This window comes from Candidatus Oleimmundimicrobium sp. (assembly GCF_030651595.1).
Classification (GTDB): Bacteria; Actinomycetota; Aquicultoria; order UBA3085; family Oleimmundimicrobiaceae; genus JAUSCH01.
The window spans coordinates 1-21,427 of the sequence record NZ_JAUSCH010000131.1; the positions used below are offsets into that span (position 1 = coordinate 1).

The window sequence follows — 21,427 nt, forward strand, 5'->3', positions numbered from 1 at the left end:
CAAAAACACACTGCCCCCTTCAAGTTTTACCCCAAAACCTCTCTCAACTAATCTTGTTCTTCCCGTAACCAAGAGTTCTGTCCCTACTTTTATAATGTCAGTTATCATCATCAGCAAAAGGTCGATTTCTTTATCTTTGCAAATTTTTTCCATCTCTCGCAAAATACTCTCTTTTTTATCTAAAACCACTTTTAAATCAGTTGTTTCAATCTGCCCAATACCAACTTTGACATCGTTTAAATTATATATTTTGAGGTCAGTCATAATTATTTCCTTCGGACTCATCACAGATACTCCCGAACTCTCGGTATACATCTTGATACCAAATTCCATGGGATCTAAATCCGCTATGTCTCCAAGTTCCTTAACCGCGATTTCATCTTTTGACATTGTGGTGGGAGATTTTAAAAGGACCGTATCCGATAGAATAGCTGCCATCAACATTCCAGCCATGTCTTTAGGAATTTCAACGCCCGTCCTTTTAAATTGCTCCCAAACAATAGTAGAAGTTGAGCCCACTGGTTCATTTATCATCAATATCGGCTCTGTCGTCTGAATATCTCCCAAGTGATGGTGGTCTATAATTTCCAAAATATTTGCTTGCTCAATACCCTCTGCGGACTGGCTTTTTTCGCTGTGGTCCATTAAAATCACTTTTCTTCTTACGGGATTTACAAGATCAGAACGCGTAACCACGCCTATTACCGAATTACTCGCGTCTAAAACAAATCCCTGTCTATATTTTGAAGTTAAAATCTCATCCGTAATTTCGCTTAAAAGATCTTCTTCTCGCAATGTAAATGTTTCCTTATCCATTATCCTATCAACAGGAATACTTAAATTTATCAATCGAGCAGCCGCAAATGTATCGTAAGAGGTAACAATTAAACTCACAGAGTTGTTTTTTGCCATCTCTTCAATTTTTTTAGAAGGAGCAAAACCCCCGGTTATTATGAGACACGAAACACCTTTTTCAATCGCGGTTATTTGAGCTCCCGGCCGATTACCCAAAATAACAATGTCCCCGGGATTGATAAAATCTGCCATTGTTTCCGGAAGCATTGCCCCAATTAAAACATTACCGGAAATAACTTTTTCCGAATTGCCAACTATTATCTTTCCTTCAAGGGTTTTGACAATCTGGCCAAACTTTATCTCTATCTCTTTTAAACTTCGAATTTTTAATTCCTCAATATACTGATGCGCAATATTCCTCTCTGTAACGACTCCAAGCAAACGTCCCCCTTTGTCAACAACAGGCACCCCTCTAATATTGCATTCATAAATTAACTCACCAACATCTTTTATTGATGATTCCGGGAGGGCTGTAATTGGTGGAGAAAACATAACATCTTTTACTCTTGTTTTTACATGAGAAAGATATTTTGGAGGTGAAATATTGAAATAATTAAGAACAAAATCGGTTTCTCTGTTAATTTTACCTAATCGCGCTGCAACATAATTATCCTCAGCAATTTGATTTTTAAGATACGCATAGGCTATGGCAGAACAAATTGAATCTGTGTCCGGATTTTTATGCCCCACAACATAAATCGACATGTTTATCTCCTAATTAATCTTTTCTAACGGAGTATCTTCAAGAAATACTTTCTTTCTTCCTGCTTTTAAAAAGAAAACTGTAATTTGGTCCTCTTCATCAACTGAAACAACATCGCCTTCGCCAAAAGTTTTATGTATAACTTTATCGCCCAGAGAAAATACGTTGCAATTTTGTTGTGTTGTTTCAACATCGCCTTTCTGATACAAAGCTGTGCCCAATAAATCCTCAAACAAATCACTGGGTATTTCTTTTATAAACCTGGATTTTAAATTATAACTGGTTGAACCCCATAAATTCCTTGACCATGCCGATGTTAAATAAAGCTTTTCTTTTGCCCTCGTCATACCAACATAACATAAGCGTCTTTCCTCCTCTAACTCCTCAGGCTCGGCTATAGAACGAAAATGTGGGAAGATACCTTCCTCCATCCCAATTATGAAAACAATTGGAAATTCTAAACCCTTAGCGTTATGTAACGTCATTAAGGTAACGGTATCAACACCTTCATCATAGGAATCAATATCAGTAACAAGGGCGATGTGTTCCAAAAAATCACTCAAGTTTTTTCCCGGAAAAGCGTTTTTAAATTCCACTACTACCGAGATAAACTCCTTAATATTTTCAACTCGACCGATTGACTCAAAAGTCTTTTGCTTGTCCCAAAAAGTTAAGTAACCCGTAACATCAAGGACCTTTTCAACTAAAAATTGGATATCATCTTCTTTGGCTTTCTCAAAGCTTTCCAGCATATTTGAAAATCCTTCGACTTTTTTCTTGGTTGAAGCTGAGAGCCAAGGGTTTTTCTCAACCTTTTTAATAGCTTCATAAAAAGATATCCTTTGTTGTATCGCAAATTTATCTAAATAAGCAATGGTAGTCTTTCCTATTCCGCGAATTGGAACATTTATTATCCGCTTTAAGCCAACCGAATCCATGGGGCTCGATATCACCCTCAAATAAGCCAGAATATCTTTTATTTCTTTTCGCTCATAAAATCTGAGGCCTCCCACTATCTCATATGGTAAACCAATTCCTATAAAGGTTTCCTCAAGAACTCTCGATTGAGCATTTGTTCGATAAAAAATTGCAAAGTCCTTATAGCTTCTCTTTTTTTCCTTGGAAAGACGCTCAATTTCACCGGCAATGAAGGCAGCTTCTTCGCGCTCATTTTCAGACTGGAAGTGGACGATAAGTTCCCCTGCCGCATTTTTCGTCCACAGAGCTTTCGGTTTTCTTCCTAAATTATTTTTAATAACATGATTTGACGCATCTAAAATAACCTGGGTTGAGCGGTAATTCTGCTCAAGCCTCACTATCTTGGCCTCGGGGTAATCCAACTCGAATTCCAAAATATTCCGAATATCGGCGCCCCTAAATTTATAGATGCTTTGATCCGGGTCCCCCACTACACACAAATTTTTATGCTTTCCAGCCAAAAGATTTATGAGTTTATATTGGGCATGATTTGTGTCCTGGTATTCATCAACAAGAATATAACGAAACTCGTCTCTGTAAAATTCCAAAATGCTGGGAAAAAGATTAAGCAGGTCCACCGTCATCATAATCAAATCATCAAAATCCAGCGCGTTGTTTTTAGTAATTCTTTCCTGGTAAAGCTGGTAAACCTCTGCCGCGATTTTATCGGGATAAGATATGGCTTGAGACACAAACGTTTCAGCATCCAGAAGTTCATTTTTAGCAGCTGAAATTTTGTTCTTAATCGTTCGAGGCGCGAATTTTTTTGTATCATAGTTTAAATCTTTAAGACATTCAGTAATTAACCTTATCCTATCGTCATCATCGTAAATTAAAAAATTCCTCTTAAATCCAAGACGCTCAATATCTCTCCTCAAAATTCTCACACAGGTTGCGTGAAATGTTCCAATCCACATTCCGTGTACCACGTTGCCAATTAGGATCTTAATTCGCTCCTTCATCTCGTTGGCAGCTTTATTAGTAAAAGTGATGGCCAATATATTGCGTGAATTTATCCCTTTGTTCTTAATTAGGTGAGCCACCCTGTAAGTTAAAGCTTTGGTTTTTCCGCTACCGGCCCCGGCAAGGATTATAAGAGGGCCTTCTGTATATTCAACAGCTTTTTTTTGGTCCGGGTTTAGTTTTTCAAGTAAATTCATATTCTAAATTATAGCCGAAAATTGGATAGAACGCAGCCCTGTTTTACAGGAATCAGTCTTTTTTGATTGATTGAGTCAACTATTAATTTCTACGATTCTTTCGAAGATGGATTTGGGTAAATCGGAAAGGTGGGATTATTTGTGTTGACTGACTGTAAAGCTCACCCACCAACTGAGGGATCAGATAAAGCGTCTTGTTAGATGCTTAATTTTTCAATAAAATCTTTTATTTTTTCACCATTAAATTCTTCTCGTGCCCATTTTTTTATTTTATTTACATCTATTTTTTGTACTTTTGCCACCATAATTGCTTGTTCAAGAGATTCTTTATCATCCCAATGAATGTATGCAGCTAAGCGATCTTTTACACAATCCGTTGGAGTTAATATTTTTATTGAACCTAAGTTTGATGAGATTGTATCAAAATTTTGAATTGGTTGATTCCCAATCGCGATTGGTGGAGCTAAAAATTCCAAGAAGTACTCGCAATCCGGATGTATATAATATTTTTTCTTATCATATTCAAAACCAATCTCTTTTAAAGCTGTTTTAATTTTTTTGTTGGATTCATATGTAATAAAATCTAAATCATATGATATATATTTATTTTCAGAATAAATTGATACACAAGCCCCACCAACCAATACAGCTTCAATTCCGTGTTTAGATAGCTGTGCCCCGATTATTTTGGCCAAATCTTTAATTGTAATTTTTTTAAGATTAATGTTCTTCATCATTAAAGGGGTTTTCCTGTACGGCGAGGTCTTTTGCGAGTTATTGGCTCATAATATTTAATTTTTATCTCTTCAGGAAGAAATTCATAAGCTTTTTTTAATAATTGTTTCAACTCTAACAGAAATGGATATCTCGGGTTAAATTCAAAAAGACGAGTATTTCCTTCTTTAAAGCTGATTAAAACTCCCGCTCTTTCAAGTTTCTGCAATGTTGTTTGAACTCCAAAAACCGCTACTTCAAACCTATCAGCTAATTGTTTCGCATAACATTTTTTGCTTAGCAAAAGCGTGAAAAGTATACGTTCAGTATTTTGATTTCCAAATAATATTTCAAGCATAACAACCTCCTACCAATATAATTGGTAATATTACCAATTATATTGGTAGTCTTCAAGTATTTCTTTATTGTTTTTCTATCTAACGTTCAAATTGAGGGGCGCGCCGCTTTTGGCGCGTCCTGCTCGAATGCAGAGTTAGGCTGGATAAGCAGCACAATGCTACGACTATAGACCTGCCCCCGTGCGTTTGCATGCCATAGTATCTGGGAAGCAATTTTTACATTAGCTTCCCAGATACAATCTACACACTATAATTATTCTTTTGCTGTCCACGTATCACCGGTCTTTTCATATTTTTTCTTCACCGCTGACCATGCCACCTTATGCGCCGTTTCTTCCTGGGAAGCATCGCCCCGGCGTTCTCCAGGGCTCGCATATTCCTGCCAGGCGTGATTAAATGCTTCCCGGTAAATATCCTGTGCATGGGCAGGAAGTACATGGGTTACATTTTCTGGTAAATCTTTATTGGTTTTATAGGGCATAACATGACTCCTTGGGCTTGATGGTTTCGAGGATACGTCCAATGATCTCGCCCACCTTGCCGCTTCTGACGAGGGAGTTGAAAGGCTCAAGTGGGAATTCGACAGTAAGTAACATTTTCATGTGATGACCTCCTTTTGTTGCGGCATTTGAAGGCGGTGCCGCATACGCCTAACGATTGAGCTCACCAGCAAAAAACGCCGCGCGTTTTTTGTCAGGTGCAGCGATTTGTTAGCCATCAATCGAGAGCTTTAAACCAAACATTCATACTCTCTATTCTTCCAGAAATATTTGTATTGTTTTTTAACCGACCTCCGAATTGGTATCCTAACTTGCTAAACGTAACATTAATTCCCGGAGACATTGCCCGGGCAATTGTGTATGCAGTTTTGATATTTTTCTTCTTCATTTCATTCTCCATTCGAATAAGAAGCTGTTGACCAAACTTGTTCCCTCGCCACTCCGGGAGTGTCGCAAAGTCTGTCATTTCCACATTAGCGGCTTCTTTGTCTGTTTCCGCCGATGAAACAGCTACCAACCCGCCCTCTGTTTCAATACCAAAATAATCAATATGACTTTGCATAGTTTCTAAAAGATAGTCAGGATCATGGATTGGGAATGGATAAGAAGGGAAAACCTCTTGGTATATTTTTACCATAACGGATACATCCGGTTTATTACACTTGCGTGAAATAAACCGGTTTTCCAAACGTGATACTTTATCTGCTGTTCTTTTCCCCAAAGCAATTTTCAAGATATTTTCTATTTTATCAATATCGGGTTCCTTGATGCGTTCAGCATTTAGATAATATCCCATAAATACAGCGGTTTCCTTTCCTGAATAAAATCCTGGAATTCTGGCTTCTTCCAAATAACCGGCAATTAAAAAGTTTTTTGCTATACTCTCCGGCACTTTTCCAAAGATCTTTGAGTATCCATTTGTTTTCGCTAGGTCAATAAGTTCATAGGGAAGTTCTGCCGATGGCAATGATGTTATTTGCATCAGGTAAATACGGTCGTTACAGTGCCCATGTTGGATAACACACCCTTTATATTTTTCTATTTTGTCTTGCGTCAACATTAGCTACGCCTTTCTATTCGTTCGTTTTTTGCAGGAACAAGTGTTATTGTATCGTCATAATCTGCCAATAGTTTTTCTATTCCCACTGCCCGATATTCAGTTGCATCTTCCAGGGAAAGTTGCAAGTTGCATTGATCACAGTTTCTGTCACAAAAAGTCGGCTCATAAGAATCAGGTTCTTTATAGGTTGTTATGACTCCTTCATAATTCCTCAAAATTACCTTATTGGTAGACCATGAAATGAGGTAATTTGGCATAACCGGGATCTTGCCAGCGCCTCCAGGAGCATCAATCACATAGGTTGGCACACAAAATCCGGTTGTATGTCCAATTAAGCTTTCAATAATTTCAATTCCTTTACCGACAGGGGTTCTGAAATGACTTAATCCTTCAGAGAAATCACACTGATACAAATAATAAGGTCTAACCCTGTTTGCGACGAGTTTGTGGACAAGAGAGCGCATAATTTTTGGACAATCGTTCACGCCGGAAAGTAGGACCGATTGATTGCCAAGAGGAATACCTGCATCCGCAAGTTTTGCAAGAGCCTTTTTGGAAGATGTAGTTATTTCCCGGGGATGGTTAAAATGTGTATTAATCCATAAGGGATGATGTTTTTTCAACATTGCCACGAGTTTATCAGTTATTCTATAAGGTAAAACAGCAGGCGTTCTGGTCCCAATACGAATTATTTCAACATGTTCTATCTTTTGAAGTTCAGTTAATATCCAATCCAGATAATCGTTTGATAGCAGAAAGGGATCACCTCCACTTAATAAAACGTCTCGAACTTTGGGGGTGTTGCGAATATAGTCAATTCCAACTTGTATTTCTTTTTTAGTCGGAATATTGTCTATATCCCCTACCCGCCTTTTTCTGGTGCAGTGACGACAATACATTGCACACACATTACTTACCAAAAACAAAACACGATCAGGATACCTATGCGTGATCCCCGGCACCGGACTGTCTTTGTCCTCGTACAAAGGGTCTACCATATCCGCACGCGAAAAATCCAGTTCATGAATAGATGGAACAGATTGTCTAAAAACAGGATCATTTTCTAAATTATCCGTATCAATTAAGGATAAATAATACGGCGTGATAGACATCGGGAATTTGTCAATAGTTTTTTTTAATTGTAATCGCTTCTCTTCAGAAAGTTTTACGCCTAAAAGCGACTCTAAAACATTCAAAGACCTAATACGATATCTTATTTGCCATTTCCAATCCTTCCAGTTTGATTTGGAAATATTTGAATCTATCTTTTCAGCCATCTCCTTTTGGTGTTTTGTAAAAATCATTTATTACTCCTTTTTTATGGCTAACGTTTGAACTCACTGGTTTTTACGAAGCGGAGCGAAGTAAAAATCCAGTGTAGTGATTTGTTATACTATTTTACAATTATCTTCGCCTTTGCAATTGTTTTTATAATTACAACCAACCAAAATAACTGGACAATACATCTTTTCATTTTTTAAACATATCTTGCTAAAATTATTTTTTCTGTTATCAATTTTATATATAGGACATAAGTCACAATTGTTCAGATCACACATTCTTGGAACAAAATCAAAAGTAATATCGAATTGCTCAGGATATCCAATAATATCTTGACTGTTTTTATTAAAAAAATCTCTTAATATTTTATTTAAAGCCTTCTTTGAGTGTTCATAATCTGTATCTTTTAAAATACAATTTCTAAATTTAGAGTTATTATTCCATACATCTCCTGGCAGCTCTAATTGAATAAGTGCTTCATACGAAAATAATTTTCTAAAATCATTATCGCTTAAATCTTCCTTACTTAATGCTACTTTAAAATATTGCTTAAATTCAGGAGATTTTAAAAAGTCCCTTAAGCTACACCAAGCTCTTTTCTGGTTGAAAACTGTATCTTTGAGAAAAATGTTGTATTCATTACTGAATTCATCGGGATTATTTAAAATGTTTTTTATTCTGTTTTTCCGTTCATTCGCATTTTTTATATTACCAGCAAAATCACTCAAATCACTACTTTTAGGCTGTCCAATTTCATAATAAGTCAATAAATACAATGAAAACAATATTCTTTTTATAAAATCATTCTTATCTTTATGTTTACAATAAATTTCTTTAATGAATTTAGAAAAACTGAAGTCATAATCTTCTAAAAAAATAAAAGTGTATAAAATCGCCAGATAATCCGATGGGAAAAATCTTGATTTAAATTTCACCCTTCCATTCTCAAAAATACCATTATATTGAGTTAAAATGGAATTATTGTCTGCTGTTGACTTGCTTATAAAAGTGTATTTATCGTTGCCATCTCTTTTTACAAAAGAATTTTCATATTCTGGATTTAATAGATTTAATGAATTCTGTTTTTTAACTTCATATATCAACTCAGAAAATACAAATCCGCCAATATTCCATATTCGTTGGAAAGGCATTTGCCTGTCAGTTATGTAACATAACCAATGTGTTAGAATTTTTGTATCATCTTCTAAATCTTTTTTGAAAAAATTAATCAGATTATAATTATGAGTAAATTCCCAGTGATAATCATCGTAAAAAGATATAATTTTAAATATTTCTGTTAGTTTATTATTCATCTTACCTTCTTAATTTTTAACCTTTCCCGAACCGCCTCGCTTGTTAGTTCTTTAATTGCATCAGTTGCAACCCATTTCGCTGCTTTCGAGTCCAACTTTTGTATCTCTTTAGCAACCTCAATTGCCTTCTTGTTCAAGTTAAGGTTGCGTTTCCCAATTTGTCTGAGCGCCCAATTTATGGCCTTCTTCACAAAATTCCTATTATCGGCGGCCTCTCTCTTTATAATCAAAAGGAATTTTTCAAATTCCTTATCATCTGCTTTTTTATCGTGGACTGCCAGCACCGCCATCAAAACAAAACCCGCCCTTTTAACAAACTCTTCTTCTCTCTCGCTCCACTCAACAGCTTTTTGATAAGCAAATTCTGTTTTTTCAAAAAGATTTATGCAACACTGATCGCATATTTCCCAATAATCAAACCCTTTTACCCAGCTCTCCATCTGCTCTTCAGTTACTTTATTTGGTTCATCGACCATACAGGCAAGTATTCTGGTTTCGCGGATATTCGATTTCCAAAGTTCCCGGGCAAGATTATGGTCTTTCCCGATTTCCTTGGCCATCTTCCTTAAATTTGGAATTGATACTCCATGGGTTCTTTCAGGAGTAATGCCAAACCTCGCCATGCCTTCAATTGCCCTGGGATTGGATAAAGATTTTAATTTCTCAATAACATCATCGTAATTCATTTACCACCATATCTATTTTAAACACATGGTTTAAATGTCAGATTCTGTTTATTCAAGCTTTGTGCCGCACTCACCGCAAAATCTTGTACCCGCTGGATTTTCCGCTCCGCATTTAGAGCATTTTATTAAAGCAAGAGGCGCCCCGCAATTGGAACAAAATTTTCCTTCACCAGCCGGCTTACCACACTGCGGACAGATGGTCTGCTTGCTTTCAATCTTACCTGTAAATACTTGGGTTTTAGCCGCTTTCTCTTTTATATCAGATACCGCTTTCTCCGCCTTGGCGGCCGCTACTTCAACATTTATCCGGGGAGCGCATACTGTACATAATCCTTCCTGCTCATTCCAGTCATTTTCGCAAACCCACTTCGTGCACTTCGGACAGCGATGAAAGTGTTCTTTTGCTTCATTTTGCGCTAATTCAAATGCCTCTTCGTGTTCTTTCTGCCAAGCGGGAGACATGCCTTTAAATTTCTCACCGATAACATCGGTGCCTCTCTCGATACCATATCCAATGTTATATTTTCCCGTCATTTGAGCAGCAGCACTAACCATGCTTCCAAGCCCTTTAAAAAACCGCCCTTTTTTGTAAGTCTTTGATTCCGTAAACCTTGTCTTGTAACCTTCGCGACAAATATCGCAGTAGAACGTAAACTGAAACCCGGCTTCCGTGCTATTATCTGCAAAATTATCGGTAAAACCTATAAGATTACCCTCTCCCATCTCTACCTCCTTATTTAAGTAGCTTGCCACACTTTATACATTTTTCTCCGATTGGCGGTTGTTCCGTCTCACATTTTGGGCAAACAATTACCAAACGCGCATCGCAGTGTTCACAGTAATCCCCAAAAAAGGTTGTCTTTCCGCACTTTGGACATTTTATCTCTAAGCTCAACCCACAAATTGAACAAACCTTATAATTTTTCTGTATTGGATTTCGACACTTGGGACACCTCAATGAACCCAATGGATTTACTCTTCCGCAAAGCGGACAAACATTTGATTCAGGAGGAATCAGTTTGTCACAATAACGACAGGGATGTTTGTATCCCGGCATAATTTAACCTCCTTTCTTATTAACACTTTAAATTACTTGTCGTTCGCAATTTTTTTCCATTTTTCACTATCATCCTGCATGCTCACATTAAATTTTAGCAGATTTGCCACATCTTCTTCCCACTGCTCAGGTGAGGAATGAATGACCCTGCCAATAAATAAACTGCGTAATTCCCTTAGCTCAGATATTCTGGCTATGGCAAATTGATATTTTTGATACTGCGGTTCTTCTAGTTTTTCATCAGGCAGATATATTGGTTCACGCCTAAAATTAATAGCAAGCATACATTTGTTTATTTTTTTAATAAAATCGTCAACTTCTTTGTGCAAATCTTCTATATCTTGAAAATTTGGGTAGTCCTTTCTGCTCACAATCCTGAAAAAGTATGTTGCCTTTCCGCCACCTTCGGTTGATGTTGCCTCCATTGCCACCGCATTTCCCGGTTCTTCTGAATTTACACTGTAAATTGGAATTAAAAACCAGATGTATTCGCCGGTTAAATCGCCCAAAAGCCCGCGTTTTAAACCAATGCAAATTTTCTCTTGCCGGGATAATGATTTTAAGAATTCGTATTCCTCTTTAACCTCTGCTATCTCTAACTTATTTTCCAATTCCGTCCAAAGTTCGGGAGAGATTGATTCCAAATCGCTTCTCTTTGCCGCTTTGCCTTCTTTCATGAATCGGGCAGCTCTCCATATGATGGAAGGATTTGCCCGGGGCAGCAATTCTTTAAGCGATGATTGGACCTTTAAAGAAAGTTCGTTAATTATTTCCGACAGCGTATATTTAAACGAATCAAATTGCTTTCCCATCTTTGAAAAAACAAATTTTTCTCCCCACTCCGTATCTATAATCAAAGCAAAATCCTCTTCTTTAATTCCCGAGATTTCGCTGTAGGGAATCCTTATGAGTTCTCCTTTTTCCGGAATAATCACAATCGCTGTATCATATAAACAGGGTGAGCACATCCCCTTCTGTTTTTCCACACCACTTTCGTCAAAGTAAGTAAAATCCGCTTCTACTCCGGATTTTTTAAGAGATTCGTGCATCAGCAGATCTTTTAAAAACAGCTCATTGCGCAGCTTAAAGAAAACCCTTAAAAAATCCTCATATTTATATCCGAGATTAGAAAGTATAAGTTTTTCTTGAGAGGTTAAAGTGAGACAAATCTTATAATCGTCTTCAGGAATCTTCAAAATATCCCGAAAAGGAACAAGCAGTGCTTCGCCAAAATTTGGATAAATAGAAAGATTTTCTTCGTCAAGCCCGACTTCAGCTTCGCCACCGGCTATTTCTTCGTCATTCTCGTCAAGCAAAAGATAACTTAAAGGGCATTTCATAATAGTTACTTGCTCGTTTTTTTCATCCATATTATTTTTTTTCCTCTCTCTTATCTTATTAAAAACATCGGTATAAAAACTTAAAACCTTGAATTTCCTTTCTTACATCTTATTTAAACATAATGTCTATTTCTTTAAAGAAAAAGACTTTGAGAAAATACTCGAAAGGAAACATTTAGCCTATATCTAAGAAGAAGATTAAGAAATTAATTAATATGAACCTGTCCACTAAAAATCAGAAAGGAACATCTATATTAATAACAGAAAAATTGACATCGAGGATTATAACATCAGAGATCAGGTCTTATTTTTTGACGTCTTTATTAAATAATTTTATTCTCGAAATATCAGGGTTAAAGTAGCCTTAATCCTATAAATTTACTTGTTATTTCTCTTCCTTGAGTAGCCGGTTTGTTCTTTTTTATGCTTTGGTTTGAATTTACTTTTATCTTTAGCATATTGCTGTTTGCCACGTTCATCCAGTCTCGAAATTTTTAACTGCTGACCGGACACCCAAATTTTTTTCAATACACGCAGAATATCTGACGACATTCCTTCGGGCAGATCTACCGTACTAAAGTCATCATATATATTTATCCGGCCGATAAATTTGCTGTCTATTTGCGCCTCATTGGCAATAGCGCCCACAATATTGCCGGGGTTTACACCATGATTACGACCAACCTCAATACGAAATCTTTCCATCCCTTTTTCGGACACCGATGATGCTCGACCACGTTTTGCAAAAGATTTTCCCTTTCTTGGTCTGTCCTCAAATTCCTCAAACACAACTTTTTTATTTTTAGGTCTATTTGTTAACAATAAAGGTTCGTCACCCTGTACTAATTTAGCTAACGAGGCAGCAATTTCAACCGCGGGCACATTATGCTCCTGCAGATATTTCTCCATCAAATCGTAGTAAAATTCTAATCCTCCGGCTGCCAAAGTATCGGTGATGCGTTGTTCAAAGTTCGCAACGCGCTTGTCATTAATCACTTCTGTTGAAGGCAATTCCAGCAACTCAATCTTTTGTTTGGTAGCTCTTTCTATGGAGCGCAACATATACTTTTCTCGTGGGGCTACAAACAAAATAGCCTCACCGCTACGCCCGGCCCGACCCGTACGGCCAATTCGATGAACATATGATTCAGTATCGTATGGAATATCGTAATTGATAACATGACTGATGCGTTCAACGTCCAGCCCCCGCGCCGCCACGTCAGTGGCAACTAAAATATTTATTTTCCCCTTTTTAAATTGTTCTACCGTACGCTCTCGTTTACTTTGCGTAATATCTCCATTTAACGGTGCGGAAGCGTAGCCGCGAGCCTCAAGTTTTTCCGAGAGTTCCATTGTTGCCGTTTTGGTGCGAACAAAGATGAGCACGCCATCAAAAGTTTCCGCCTCCAGTATTCGCGTTAGCGTGTCCAATTTATGGAACCCACTCACCATCCAGAAGCGTTGGCGAGTGGCTTCCACAGTAGCAGTTCGTGTTTTTATCGTAACTTCTACCGGATTATTCAAGTATTTTTGAGCAATTTGACGGATTGCCTTAGGCAAGGTTGCAGAAAAAAGCGTTATCTGGCGCTCAGGTGGAGTCTGTTCCAAAACCCACGTTACATCATCAATAAAACCCATACGCAACATTTCATCCGCCTCATCAAGAACAAGACAGCTAAGTGCTTTTAGGCTTAAAGTCCCGCGCCGCATGTGGTCCATTACCCGTCCCGGCGTCCCTACCACGACATGCACGCCACGTTTAAGTCGACGAAGTTGGCCATCATAAGCCTGACCGCCATAGATAGGCAATACGTGGAACCCCGTCATTTGAGACGCGTACTGCTGAAAAGACTCTGCCACTTGAATAGCCAGTTCACGAGTGGGTGCTAAAACTAACACCTGAGGTTCCAGCTTCTTAAGATCTATACGTGACAATAACGGTAAGGCAAAAGCAGCAGTTTTCCCAGTACCGGTTTGAGCTTGTCCCAGTAAATCTCTGCCTGCTAAGACATGTGGAATCGCCTGCACCTGAACTGGCGTCGGCGTCTCATACCCCATTTTATCTAATGCCTTCAATACAGGTTTAATTAATCCTAATTCACAAAAATCTGGCTGTGAAGAAACATCGTTCGACATCTAAAATACCTCCAAAAAATAGTGTCGCCGGTAAAAATCCCGGCAGACGTTGTAAGAACATATTGTGTAAAACTTATATATTATTGCACTTTACGTTACATTTTGCAAATGCTATAAGAATATTTACAACAAACTACATCTTTAACTTTTAACGTTTTCTAAATAAATCCGAGTTTGGGGTCAAATCTTATTTTTTGACATCTTTCTAAACAGTTTTATTTTCGAAGTTTTGATTTTCTTTCGTTTTTAGTTAAATATCTTTTTCTAAGACGAATATTTTTAGGAGTTATCTCAACTAATTCATCGTCTTCGATAAATTCCAAAGCAAATTCCAACGTCATTTCTTTGGGAGGAATAAGCTTTATCGCCTCATCAGACCCGGCCGCTCGCGTATTTGTAAGTTTTTTCTCCCGGGTCGCGTTAACAACGAGATCATCTCCCTTATTATTAACGCCTATAATCATACCTTCGTAGATATCATCACCCGGATTAATAAATATCTCGCCTCTTTCCTGAAGCCCAAACAAAGCGTAGGCAACTGTCTTGCCGCTGCCCATTGAAATCTGCACCCCCACCTGGCGATGAGCAATCTCTCCTTTGTACTTTTGATACTGGTAAAAATTCTGATACATGATTCCCGTACCTCGGGTCATCTTCAAAAACTCACTTCTAAATCCAATCAATCCTCTTGTTGGGATTAAAAAATTCATGCGCATCGTACCAATTGAAGTCACCTGCATATCCTTCATCTCTGCTTTTCTCACACCGAACGCTTCAATCACAGCTCCTTGATATCCCTGGTCAACCTCAACCAACACTTCTTCCGTAGGTTCAAGAATTTCTCCGTCAATTTTCATTAATATCACCCGAGGAGAAGAAACTTCAAGTTCATAACCTTCTCTGCGCATTGTTTCAATAAGTATGGAAAGATGAAGTTCTCCTCTTCCGGAAACCTTGATTTTTTCAGTTCCGGCAACATCTTCTATCTTGATTCCCACATTTGTCAGCGCTTCACGCTCAAGTCTTTCACGAATATGACGCGAAGTTAAAAATCTACCGCCGTCCTTCCCCGCGAGAGGGCTAGTGTTGTGGGAAAAAAGCATTGAAATGGTCGGCTCATCAATTTTTATTTTCGGCAATGCTTTTGGATTTTCTATTGATGCAAGAGTTTCCCCAACTTTCACATCATCGACTCCCGCGACAGACACAATGTCACCGGCTTCCGCGCTATCAACCTCTACTCTTTTCAAACCCTTGTATTTTAATATTTTCGTAACTTTTCCTTGTTTTATGGTTCCATCGCTCTTCACAAGAGATACCTGTTCTCCATTTTTTATTTTTCCATGAAAAATACGACCTGTTGAAATACGGCCGACATAGGAATCATAATCCAGCATAGTCACCAGCATTTGAAAAGACCTTTCAGAATCCGCAATCGGAGGCAGTACACGATGAAGAATTGTGTCCAGAAGAGGTCCCATATCTTTGTTTTCTTCATCCAAATCAAGAGTTGATGTGCCCTCTTTTGCTGAAGCATAAACAATCGGAAAATCCAGTTGTTCATCAGTTGCGTTTAATTCGCAAAAAAGATCAAAAGTCATATCGGCAACTTCATGAGGCCGCGAGTTCGGCCTATCAATCTTATTTACAACCAAAATTGGTTTAAGATGGAGTTCAAGAGATTTTTTTAAAACAAATTTAGTTTGCGGCATGGGACCCTCAAATGCGTCTACAAGTAAAAGCACGCCATCTACCATTTTAAGAATTCTCTCCACTTCGCTTCCAAAATCAGCATGGCCCGGGGTATCAACTATGTTAAACTGTACACCCTTATACAAAAAAGAAGCATTTTTTGAAAAAATAGTTATTCCACGTTCTTTTTCAAGTGGATTTGAGTCCATAATTGTAGTTTCGCCATCTTTAAACTCATATGCTCCTGACTGTTTTAAAAGAGCATCTACAAGCGTTGTTTTCCCATGGTCAACGTGGGCAATAATAGCCACGTTTCTCACGTCTTTTCGACGTTTCTGATTAGGCATACTAATAATTTTCCTTTCATGTTTTTATCTAACGACAGAAATCAGTGGTTTTACAAAACGGTAGAACCGCGGAGCAAAATCAACTGCAATAAGTTGTTAGGTTTTAATATATTTTCCAAGTAGTTGAATGGGAGGATTGTTCTTATATTAATCTAAAAATACTACCCATAAACATTGAATTTATTTTTCATAATTATAGCACGATTAACACTTAAAAAACAGCATCTGTTCTGGTTCACTACATGGTAAACGGTTTCGGGGTTGTCAACATAGACAACTTTTAAAGGTTTGAGCCTTCCGTCTTTATGTTTTTCATAATACTCTTTCGGCGTTAAGTAACCAAGGCTTTGATGGGGCCTAAGGGTGTTGTAAGTATTGTTCCAGTCATTAAGAGCCTTGTTTTGCTCTTCGATTGTGGGCATAAAGTTTTGAAGCTCATAAAATTCCTTAATATCGGTTTGAATGCTTCGCTCAACAATTGAGTTCTGTTTAGGGCAATTTGGATAGGTAAAGTAATGAGGTATTTCTAACTTAGATAGCAGGTTGTCGAATTCGTCCATGAACTCGCTACCGTTATCAGTTTGAACTCGTTTAATTGGAAAGGGGAAGGTATTTTGAGCCTCTAGGAAAAATGTCTTGGCGCTTCTGCTGCTTAACCTGGAAAATGTTCTTGAGAATTTAAGTTTAGACAGAACGTCGATTGCATTGATCTGGTAACGCTTTTCACCCCAGGGAAGATTGAAGTGTTTGGAATCGAACTGAACAACATCACCGAAGACTTCCGCCTTTAGTTCTTTAGAGTACCGAAGCCTTTTAACCTTTGTTTGCGCCCGCTTCTTTTTTTGACTTATTCTTGGATTAATGAGGTTTTTCTCCTTTAAAATCCGGCCGATTGTTGAAGCTGACAAGTCGATGCCATGCTCACGCTTTAAGATGACCTCCAGCTTATATTTACTCCAGGCGGGGTATTTCTTTCTTAAAGAGACCACCTCATCTATCTGATCCAGCGGTATCTTTGATCTTCTAAAATTCTTTGGCCGTTTTGACCTATCCTCTAAGTTCTCAAGGGAGTAAGGACGGTATCGCTTCTTCCACTTGTAAAAAGTTCTTTTAGATATTCCAAAATACCTGCAGGTAAGTTCCGCGTTTTTATTGTGGGAATAATAAAAGTCAAACCATTTAAGCCTAAGTCTTGCTTCTTTGGATAGTGGCTGCGATATGGCTTTGGGCAGCTTTGGCATACGGTACTGATAGCTCATCGAAGAGCTTTGATAGCTTCCCTTCATAGTGTGCCTCCTTGTCTACATTTTAACGGAAGCACTCTTAACTTTTAGCTATCCTAACCGTTTACCATCTGTTTGAACCTAGGCAGCATCTCTTCGCCAGTAAAACGCATGAAATTTTTAGCTATTGCCTTTCATTATTCTCTTAATTTAATATTTCTTTCACCCGTCCGATTTCGCCACTTTCTAATCGAACTTTGATGCCGTGGGGATGAGTGGAAGATTTGGTCAAGATATCTTTTACGACACCTTCCGTTAATTTTCCGGATCGCTGGTCTTTTTTTAATACTATCAAAACCCGTATGCCTGGTTTTATATTTACACGATTTGTACCATTCATATTCCTAATTCCACTTTTCTATTGACAAATTCCATCATATAAATTGCAGATAATGCTTAATATACTGAGTTTCATAATAGACGGTTAAATTTTCGAGTCAAGAAAAAGCTGCTGAGGAGCAGTTTTTTTCATCGACAACCCTCTCCCCTTCGAAAAAAATATTTGGAAGGAAACATTTAACTTATGTCTAAGAAAAGGAATAGGGAGTGATTTTAATTAATATAAATTTGTTCACTAAAAATCAGAAAGGAATATCTATGCTAACAACGGTATTTTGGACATTTATAGCGACTTTTGTGCTCATTGTAAGCGGGACTTTCTTGGGCGAATGGTTAAGAGGCCCTTATTTTATCCCGGCAATTGCTACCTTCTTTTTATTGGGCGGAGCATTAATATTTTTTACTCTGAAAGAAAAGGTAGAAGGAAGGTTGAAAAAGTTTTTAATCTTAGCAGGAGGTTCCGCGGTATTATTTTTTGTTTCCGTTTTACTACACAACCTCTTTTATGCTTTAGGTACAATTACCAGCCATATTACTTTTCTAAAATATTTGGTGGAAGCCCTTCATGTAGCATTTTTCCTTATCGCGGTTATTCTTTGCCCGATAGGTTTTTTGGTGGGCGTAGTGGGTAGTATTGTTTTGTTTATTAAGAAAAGGGAGAAGATATAACGACCAAGTTCAGCGGTACGCTGTCCGCTGGAGCGCCTTGTTAGGCTTGATTGCTAATTTTTTCGATGTTGTTAAGTTCATCTGTCAAAATGCATTTTGCCTCACGAATGCTGTCTTTCCTAAGCGGTATCCCTAAAATTAGTATTGTGTTTTCTGTCTCGTTAATTCCGTTTTTATATCTAATCGATTTTATTTCTGCCTTGTCGGATGGATAGCATAAGAAACCGTATTTATTAATTGTCTTGCTGAAAGAAGAGTAGGCCATAATTTGATGAAGGTCGTGCCTATGCTCTTCCTTCAATGCATCACTTAAATCAAACTTGTTGTATAGGTTAGATTTGTATTTGGCGTCAATAAACACTATTAGGGAGTCTTTTTGATATATGGCATCAGGCTCAATGTGTTTCAACTCCCAGTTATAGTGCCGTGATGACCTTGAATAAAATTTAAAGTTTGAATAAAGTCTGCCGCCTATTTCTTTTGCTGTTTCTTTTAAGATGTATTGAACGAACTTTTCAAACACATCTGAAAAATCAACTCTCCAAGCTGTGCTGTCAACCAGTTTATGATTCAATATTTTACTCGCTTGTTCCTTGCAATATTTTACTGTTGGGTTGTCAGAAGCTTTTAATGCTATTTGATTTGTTGCTTTGGGTTTGTGTAAATAAAGTTTTTCTTCAATGAACTCTAATTTCGGCCTCACTGTATTCTTTATTCTTTGTGGAGTATTTGAAGAAAGAAGTTCAAGTTTGCATAAGTCGAACACATATCTTATTTCGGAATACTCAGGATGAAATTCACTTAATATGTTTTTTCTAACGGGAAACTTTATTCTGCTTTCAACCTTGTATTCACCATTGATATACTTGTTCCAATTTATTTGACCTGTGGGTTGCTGGGATACTCGTTCATCATTATCAAACTTTCTCCAAGGCTTCATGATTAGTTCTTCGAGTGATTTAATAAACTTTACGGCCTCTAAATATAATGGAGGTCGGAAGTTTTTACCGGACGCCAAAGGCAAGCTGTCAGCAACTTCAGGACTTATTTCTGTACCAAGTAAGTTTAAGATTTCAATGTAGTCTTCAAATCTATCTTTTCCGACAAACCTGGGCATTACAACAAAATCACCTATTTGCTTACCGGTATCAGACGCTCTTAGAGGAATAGAACCGATATAGCTAGAGGTCCTAAAATATAAAGATGTGTTTTGGTCTGTTCCACTGATGATTGGTTGAACACGAAGAAATTCAAATTGATTAGAGTTATATTGAATGAATTTTTGAAGGTATTGGCCAATAATTCTTTTGTCTGCTGATTTGAACCATTTTTTCTGCAAAGCAATTCCATTTAACTGACTTGAGTGTTCAGTTAAACAAGGTACTTCACAAAAAACATCTAAAGGTTTAATCATTCGAAAAGAGCCTGGTTAATTCGTGTTGCAAAATAATTGTTGAACTCCTCCTTGGCACTTCTTATTAAGCCTTCTTGCAAATACTCCTTTATGAGTGGAAAGATTTCATATCGAATTCTGTTTTTCATTTCTTCATCAGAGTCTGCTAGAAAGTAGCCCTGTCCAGGTTGAAGAGATAATTCATTACTTGAAGCATACCATTCAAAAATCTCTTGGATTTGTACAAAGTCGTCTTTATAAAATTGTCTTGAACTAATAGGTTTTGGTTTCATTGAATACCAAGCGAATCTTCTTCTAAGCGCGAAATCAACAACAGCCAAACTCCTATCGGCTGTGTTCATTGTTGCAATCGCAAAAAAGTTTTCAGGGAGTTTATTGATTTTAAAACCGGGAGAAATTTCAATTTCAACATTTGACCCATCCATCTTGTGTTCAAAAAGATAGAATATAGGACCAAGTACATTTGAAAGATTTGCCCGGTTAATTTCATCTATTATCAAGATTACTTTTTTGTTTTCATTTTCAATGGCTTCGTTTAAAGCGATTGTAAAACTTCCCGGAACCTGTTTGTACTTTAAATCTTGATCAGTTGTGTCAGGCCGAATTCCGAAAATAAAATCTGAATAAGTAGTCTCAGCGTGAAATTGAGTGAAAATTGTAATTGCCTCTAACTTTTCAGCAACCTCTTTTGCTGTCCTTGTTTTTCCCGTTCCAGGAGGCCCTTGGAGTACCAGGTATTTTCTCTCATTCAGAAGGCTTTTTATTTCTTCGGTTTCGTCAATGGTTTCTGTTTTTATAAAAGGCGCTAAAGCTTCAACAATTGCTTTTCTGTGGTCTTTATTAGATGACCAGTCTCTTAATTTTGCATATCCAGCGACGAATGCCTCAATAATTTGTTTTCCTTCTTCGCTTTCAGGGTTGTCTACTATTTGGCAAACCGGTAAAACCTTTGTGTAAGTCTTAATCGTGTTTTTTATGTGTTGTAGGTCATCGTTACCCGTAATTGTTTTAGGTAAACTAGTTTCTATATCTGAGAAGTCTGATTTACAAAATCCTCTATCGTCAACGAGTTTGGAAAAAAGTCTTCTTAATCCCGGGTAGGTTGCTAGCTCATAGTCATTCTTAAATCCACTTGAACCAATTCCTAGGCAAACTAGCCAAGGTTTATTAATTTTATTTGGAAAAATTGTCAATGAGAAGTCGTGGAATGGTCCAGAGGCTTCTTCCTCTGGATGAATAAATCCAAAATAAGCACCATTGTCTTTTAATGCTTCTTGTCCAGTATTATTTCGTTCAACGTATGCCTTGTTGAATTCATTGTCGATCTTTGCTCCGAATTGTTCGGCCTTTTCTTTTATGAATTGTCTTATGTTGTCTATGCTCATAACACCTGTTCCTTAGTTTTTTATATCTAACTTATTAATATACTGAATTCTATAATATCTAATTGGATTTCAGTGTCAAGATGAGTTTGCTCAAAAATCCCTTATAATTGCCCATAAAATGCTTTACAATTCCACTTGTATTCCATAAAATACGTT

19 protein-coding genes are annotated in these 21,427 nt (G+C 37.4%); 1 reads left to right on the plus strand and 18 read right to left on the minus strand.

Features of this window, described 5'->3' with window-relative positions; genetic code table 11:
- The 16 genes from Q7U95_RS07630 to Q7U95_RS07705 all read right to left on the minus strand — a co-directional run.
- A partial coding sequence (locus Q7U95_RS07630) for a putative manganese-dependent inorganic diphosphatase (RefSeq protein WP_308753340.1) occupies positions 1–1,560 on the minus strand: 1,560 nt, incomplete at its 3' end.
- A gap of 9 nt (positions 1,561–1,569) precedes the next feature.
- A complete protein-coding gene (pcrA, locus tag Q7U95_RS07635; RefSeq protein ID WP_308753342.1) occupies positions 1,570–3,696 on the minus strand; it encodes a DNA helicase PcrA in 2,127 nt (708 codons plus the stop codon).
- A gap of 197 nt (positions 3,697–3,893) precedes the next feature.
- Positions 3,894–4,433 (minus strand): nucleotidyltransferase, encoded by a 540-nt coding sequence (locus Q7U95_RS07640; RefSeq protein ID WP_308753343.1) that lies wholly within the window; start codon positions 4,431–4,433, stop codon positions 3,894–3,896.
- Positions 4,433–4,768: a winged helix-turn-helix domain-containing protein gene (locus Q7U95_RS07645; RefSeq protein WP_308753344.1), complete on the minus strand. Its 336-nt coding sequence runs from the start codon at positions 4,766–4,768 to the stop codon at positions 4,433–4,435. Before Q7U95_RS07645 ends, Q7U95_RS07640 begins: the two co-directional genes overlap by 1 nt.
- Positions 4,769–5,022: 254 nt before the next feature.
- On the minus strand, positions 5,023–5,250 hold the full coding sequence (locus Q7U95_RS07650; protein WP_308753346.1) for a ChaB family protein: 228 nt from the start codon (positions 5,248–5,250) through the stop codon (positions 5,023–5,025).
- Positions 5,251–5,486: 236 nt separating this feature from the next.
- Positions 5,487–6,329 (minus strand): putative beta-lysine N-acetyltransferase, encoded by an 843-nt coding sequence (ablB, locus tag Q7U95_RS07655; RefSeq protein WP_308753348.1) that lies wholly within the window; start codon positions 6,327–6,329, stop codon positions 5,487–5,489.
- The gene (gene ablA / locus Q7U95_RS07660; protein WP_308753350.1) at positions 6,329–7,633 is read right to left on the minus strand and encodes a lysine 2,3-aminomutase; all 1,305 of its coding nucleotides are present in this window, start codon (positions 7,631–7,633) and stop codon (positions 6,329–6,331) included. The genes ablB and ablA overlap by 1 nt, the downstream gene beginning before the upstream one ends.
- An 84-nt stretch (positions 7,634–7,717) precedes the next feature.
- On the minus strand, positions 7,718–8,923 hold the full coding sequence (locus Q7U95_RS07665) for a hypothetical protein (RefSeq protein ID WP_308753351.1): 1,206 nt from the start codon (positions 8,921–8,923) through the stop codon (positions 7,718–7,720).
- Positions 8,920–9,609, minus strand: coding sequence for a DNA alkylation repair protein (locus tag Q7U95_RS07670; RefSeq protein WP_308753352.1), 690 nt, complete (start codon positions 9,607–9,609; stop codon positions 8,920–8,922). Before Q7U95_RS07670 ends, Q7U95_RS07665 begins: the two co-directional genes overlap by 4 nt.
- A 48-nt stretch (positions 9,610–9,657) precedes the next feature.
- Positions 9,658–10,332 (minus strand): zinc ribbon domain-containing protein, encoded by a 675-nt coding sequence (locus tag Q7U95_RS07675; RefSeq protein WP_308753353.1) that lies wholly within the window; start codon positions 10,330–10,332, stop codon positions 9,658–9,660.
- Positions 10,333–10,342: 10 nt separating this feature from the next.
- Positions 10,343–10,666 (minus strand): zinc ribbon domain-containing protein, encoded by a 324-nt coding sequence (locus Q7U95_RS07680; protein ID WP_308753355.1) that lies wholly within the window; start codon positions 10,664–10,666, stop codon positions 10,343–10,345.
- A gap of 32 nt (positions 10,667–10,698) precedes the next feature.
- Positions 10,699–12,036 carry a hypothetical protein gene (locus Q7U95_RS07685; protein ID WP_308753357.1) on the minus strand — a complete coding sequence of 446 codons (1,338 nt, stop codon included), beginning with the start codon at positions 12,034–12,036 and terminating at the stop codon, positions 10,699–10,701.
- Between the two features lie 348 nt (positions 12,037–12,384).
- Entirely contained in the window at positions 12,385–14,142 is a 1,758-nt protein-coding gene (locus Q7U95_RS07690) for a DEAD/DEAH box helicase (protein WP_308753359.1), read from the minus strand.
- A 215-nt stretch (positions 14,143–14,357) separates the two neighbouring features.
- Positions 14,358–16,181: a translational GTPase TypA gene (gene typA / locus Q7U95_RS07695; RefSeq protein ID WP_308753361.1), complete on the minus strand. Its 1,824-nt coding sequence runs from the start codon at positions 16,179–16,181 to the stop codon at positions 14,358–14,360.
- Between the two features lie 161 nt (positions 16,182–16,342).
- Positions 16,343–17,467, minus strand: coding sequence for an IS481 family transposase (locus tag Q7U95_RS07700; RefSeq protein WP_308753363.1), 1,125 nt, complete (start codon positions 17,465–17,467; stop codon positions 16,343–16,345).
- Positions 17,468–17,609: 142 nt separating this feature from the next.
- Entirely contained in the window at positions 17,610–17,804 is a 195-nt protein-coding gene (locus tag Q7U95_RS07705) for a YwbE family protein (protein WP_308753365.1), read from the minus strand.
- 206 nt (positions 17,805–18,010) lie between these two features.
- On the opposite strand from Q7U95_RS07705, the gene Q7U95_RS07710 reads away from it, so the two are divergent.
- Entirely contained in the window at positions 18,011–18,472 is a 462-nt protein-coding gene (locus tag Q7U95_RS07710; protein WP_308753367.1) for a hypothetical protein, read from the plus strand.
- Between the two features lie 40 nt (positions 18,473–18,512).
- Here the strand turns inward: Q7U95_RS07710 and Q7U95_RS07715 are convergent, their stop codons facing one another.
- The gene (locus tag Q7U95_RS07715) at positions 18,513–19,886 is read right to left on the minus strand and encodes a hypothetical protein (protein ID WP_308753369.1); all 1,374 of its coding nucleotides are present in this window, start codon (positions 19,884–19,886) and stop codon (positions 18,513–18,515) included.
- The gene (locus Q7U95_RS07720; RefSeq protein WP_308753371.1) at positions 19,883–21,271 is read right to left on the minus strand and encodes an AAA family ATPase; all 1,389 of its coding nucleotides are present in this window, start codon (positions 21,269–21,271) and stop codon (positions 19,883–19,885) included. Before Q7U95_RS07720 ends, Q7U95_RS07715 begins: the two co-directional genes overlap by 4 nt.
- Positions 21,272–21,427 lie beyond the last annotated feature (156 nt).

Coding starts and splice junctions, on each gene's coding strand:
- Q7U95_RS07715 (WP_308753369.1), bottom strand. CDS start 19,886: ATGATTAAACCTTTAGATGTTTTTTGTGAAGTACCTTGTTTAACTGAA.
- Q7U95_RS07700 (WP_308753363.1), bottom strand. CDS start 17,467: ATGAAGGGAAGCTATCAAAGCTCTTCGATGAGCTATCAGTACCGTATG.
- Q7U95_RS07705 (WP_308753365.1), bottom strand. CDS start 17,804: ATGAATGGTACAAATCGTGTAAATATAAAACCAGGCATACGGGTTTTG.
- Q7U95_RS07685 (WP_308753357.1), bottom strand. CDS start 12,036: ATGGATGAAAAAAACGAGCAAGTAACTATTATGAAATGCCCTTTAAGT.
- Q7U95_RS07670 (WP_308753352.1), bottom strand. CDS start 9,609: ATGAATTACGATGATGTTATTGAGAAATTAAAATCTTTATCCAATCCC.
- Q7U95_RS07645 (WP_308753344.1), bottom strand. CDS start 4,768: ATGCTTGAAATATTATTTGGAAATCAAAATACTGAACGTATACTTTTC.
- Q7U95_RS07675 (WP_308753353.1), bottom strand. CDS start 10,332: ATGGGAGAGGGTAATCTTATAGGTTTTACCGATAATTTTGCAGATAAT.
- Q7U95_RS07650 (WP_308753346.1), bottom strand. CDS start 5,250: ATGCCCTATAAAACCAATAAAGATTTACCAGAAAATGTAACCCATGTA.
- Q7U95_RS07690 (WP_308753359.1), bottom strand. CDS start 14,142: ATGTCGAACGATGTTTCTTCACAGCCAGATTTTTGTGAATTAGGATTA.
- Q7U95_RS07720 (WP_308753371.1), bottom strand. CDS start 21,271: ATGAGCATAGACAACATAAGACAATTCATAAAAGAAAAGGCCGAACAA.
- Q7U95_RS07680 (WP_308753355.1), bottom strand. CDS start 10,666: ATGCCGGGATACAAACATCCCTGTCGTTATTGTGACAAACTGATTCCT.
- typA (WP_308753361.1), bottom strand. CDS start 16,181: ATGCCTAATCAGAAACGTCGAAAAGACGTGAGAAACGTGGCTATTATT.
- ablB (WP_308753348.1), bottom strand. CDS start 6,329: ATGTTGACGCAAGACAAAATAGAAAAATATAAAGGGTGTGTTATCCAA.
- Q7U95_RS07640 (WP_308753343.1), bottom strand. CDS start 4,433: ATGATGAAGAACATTAATCTTAAAAAAATTACAATTAAAGATTTGGCC.
- pcrA (WP_308753342.1), bottom strand. CDS start 3,696: ATGAATTTACTTGAAAAACTAAACCCGGACCAAAAAAAAGCTGTTGAA.
- ablA (WP_308753350.1), bottom strand. CDS start 7,633: ATGATTTTTACAAAACACCAAAAGGAGATGGCTGAAAAGATAGATTCA.
- Q7U95_RS07665 (WP_308753351.1), bottom strand. CDS start 8,923: ATGAATAATAAACTAACAGAAATATTTAAAATTATATCTTTTTACGAT.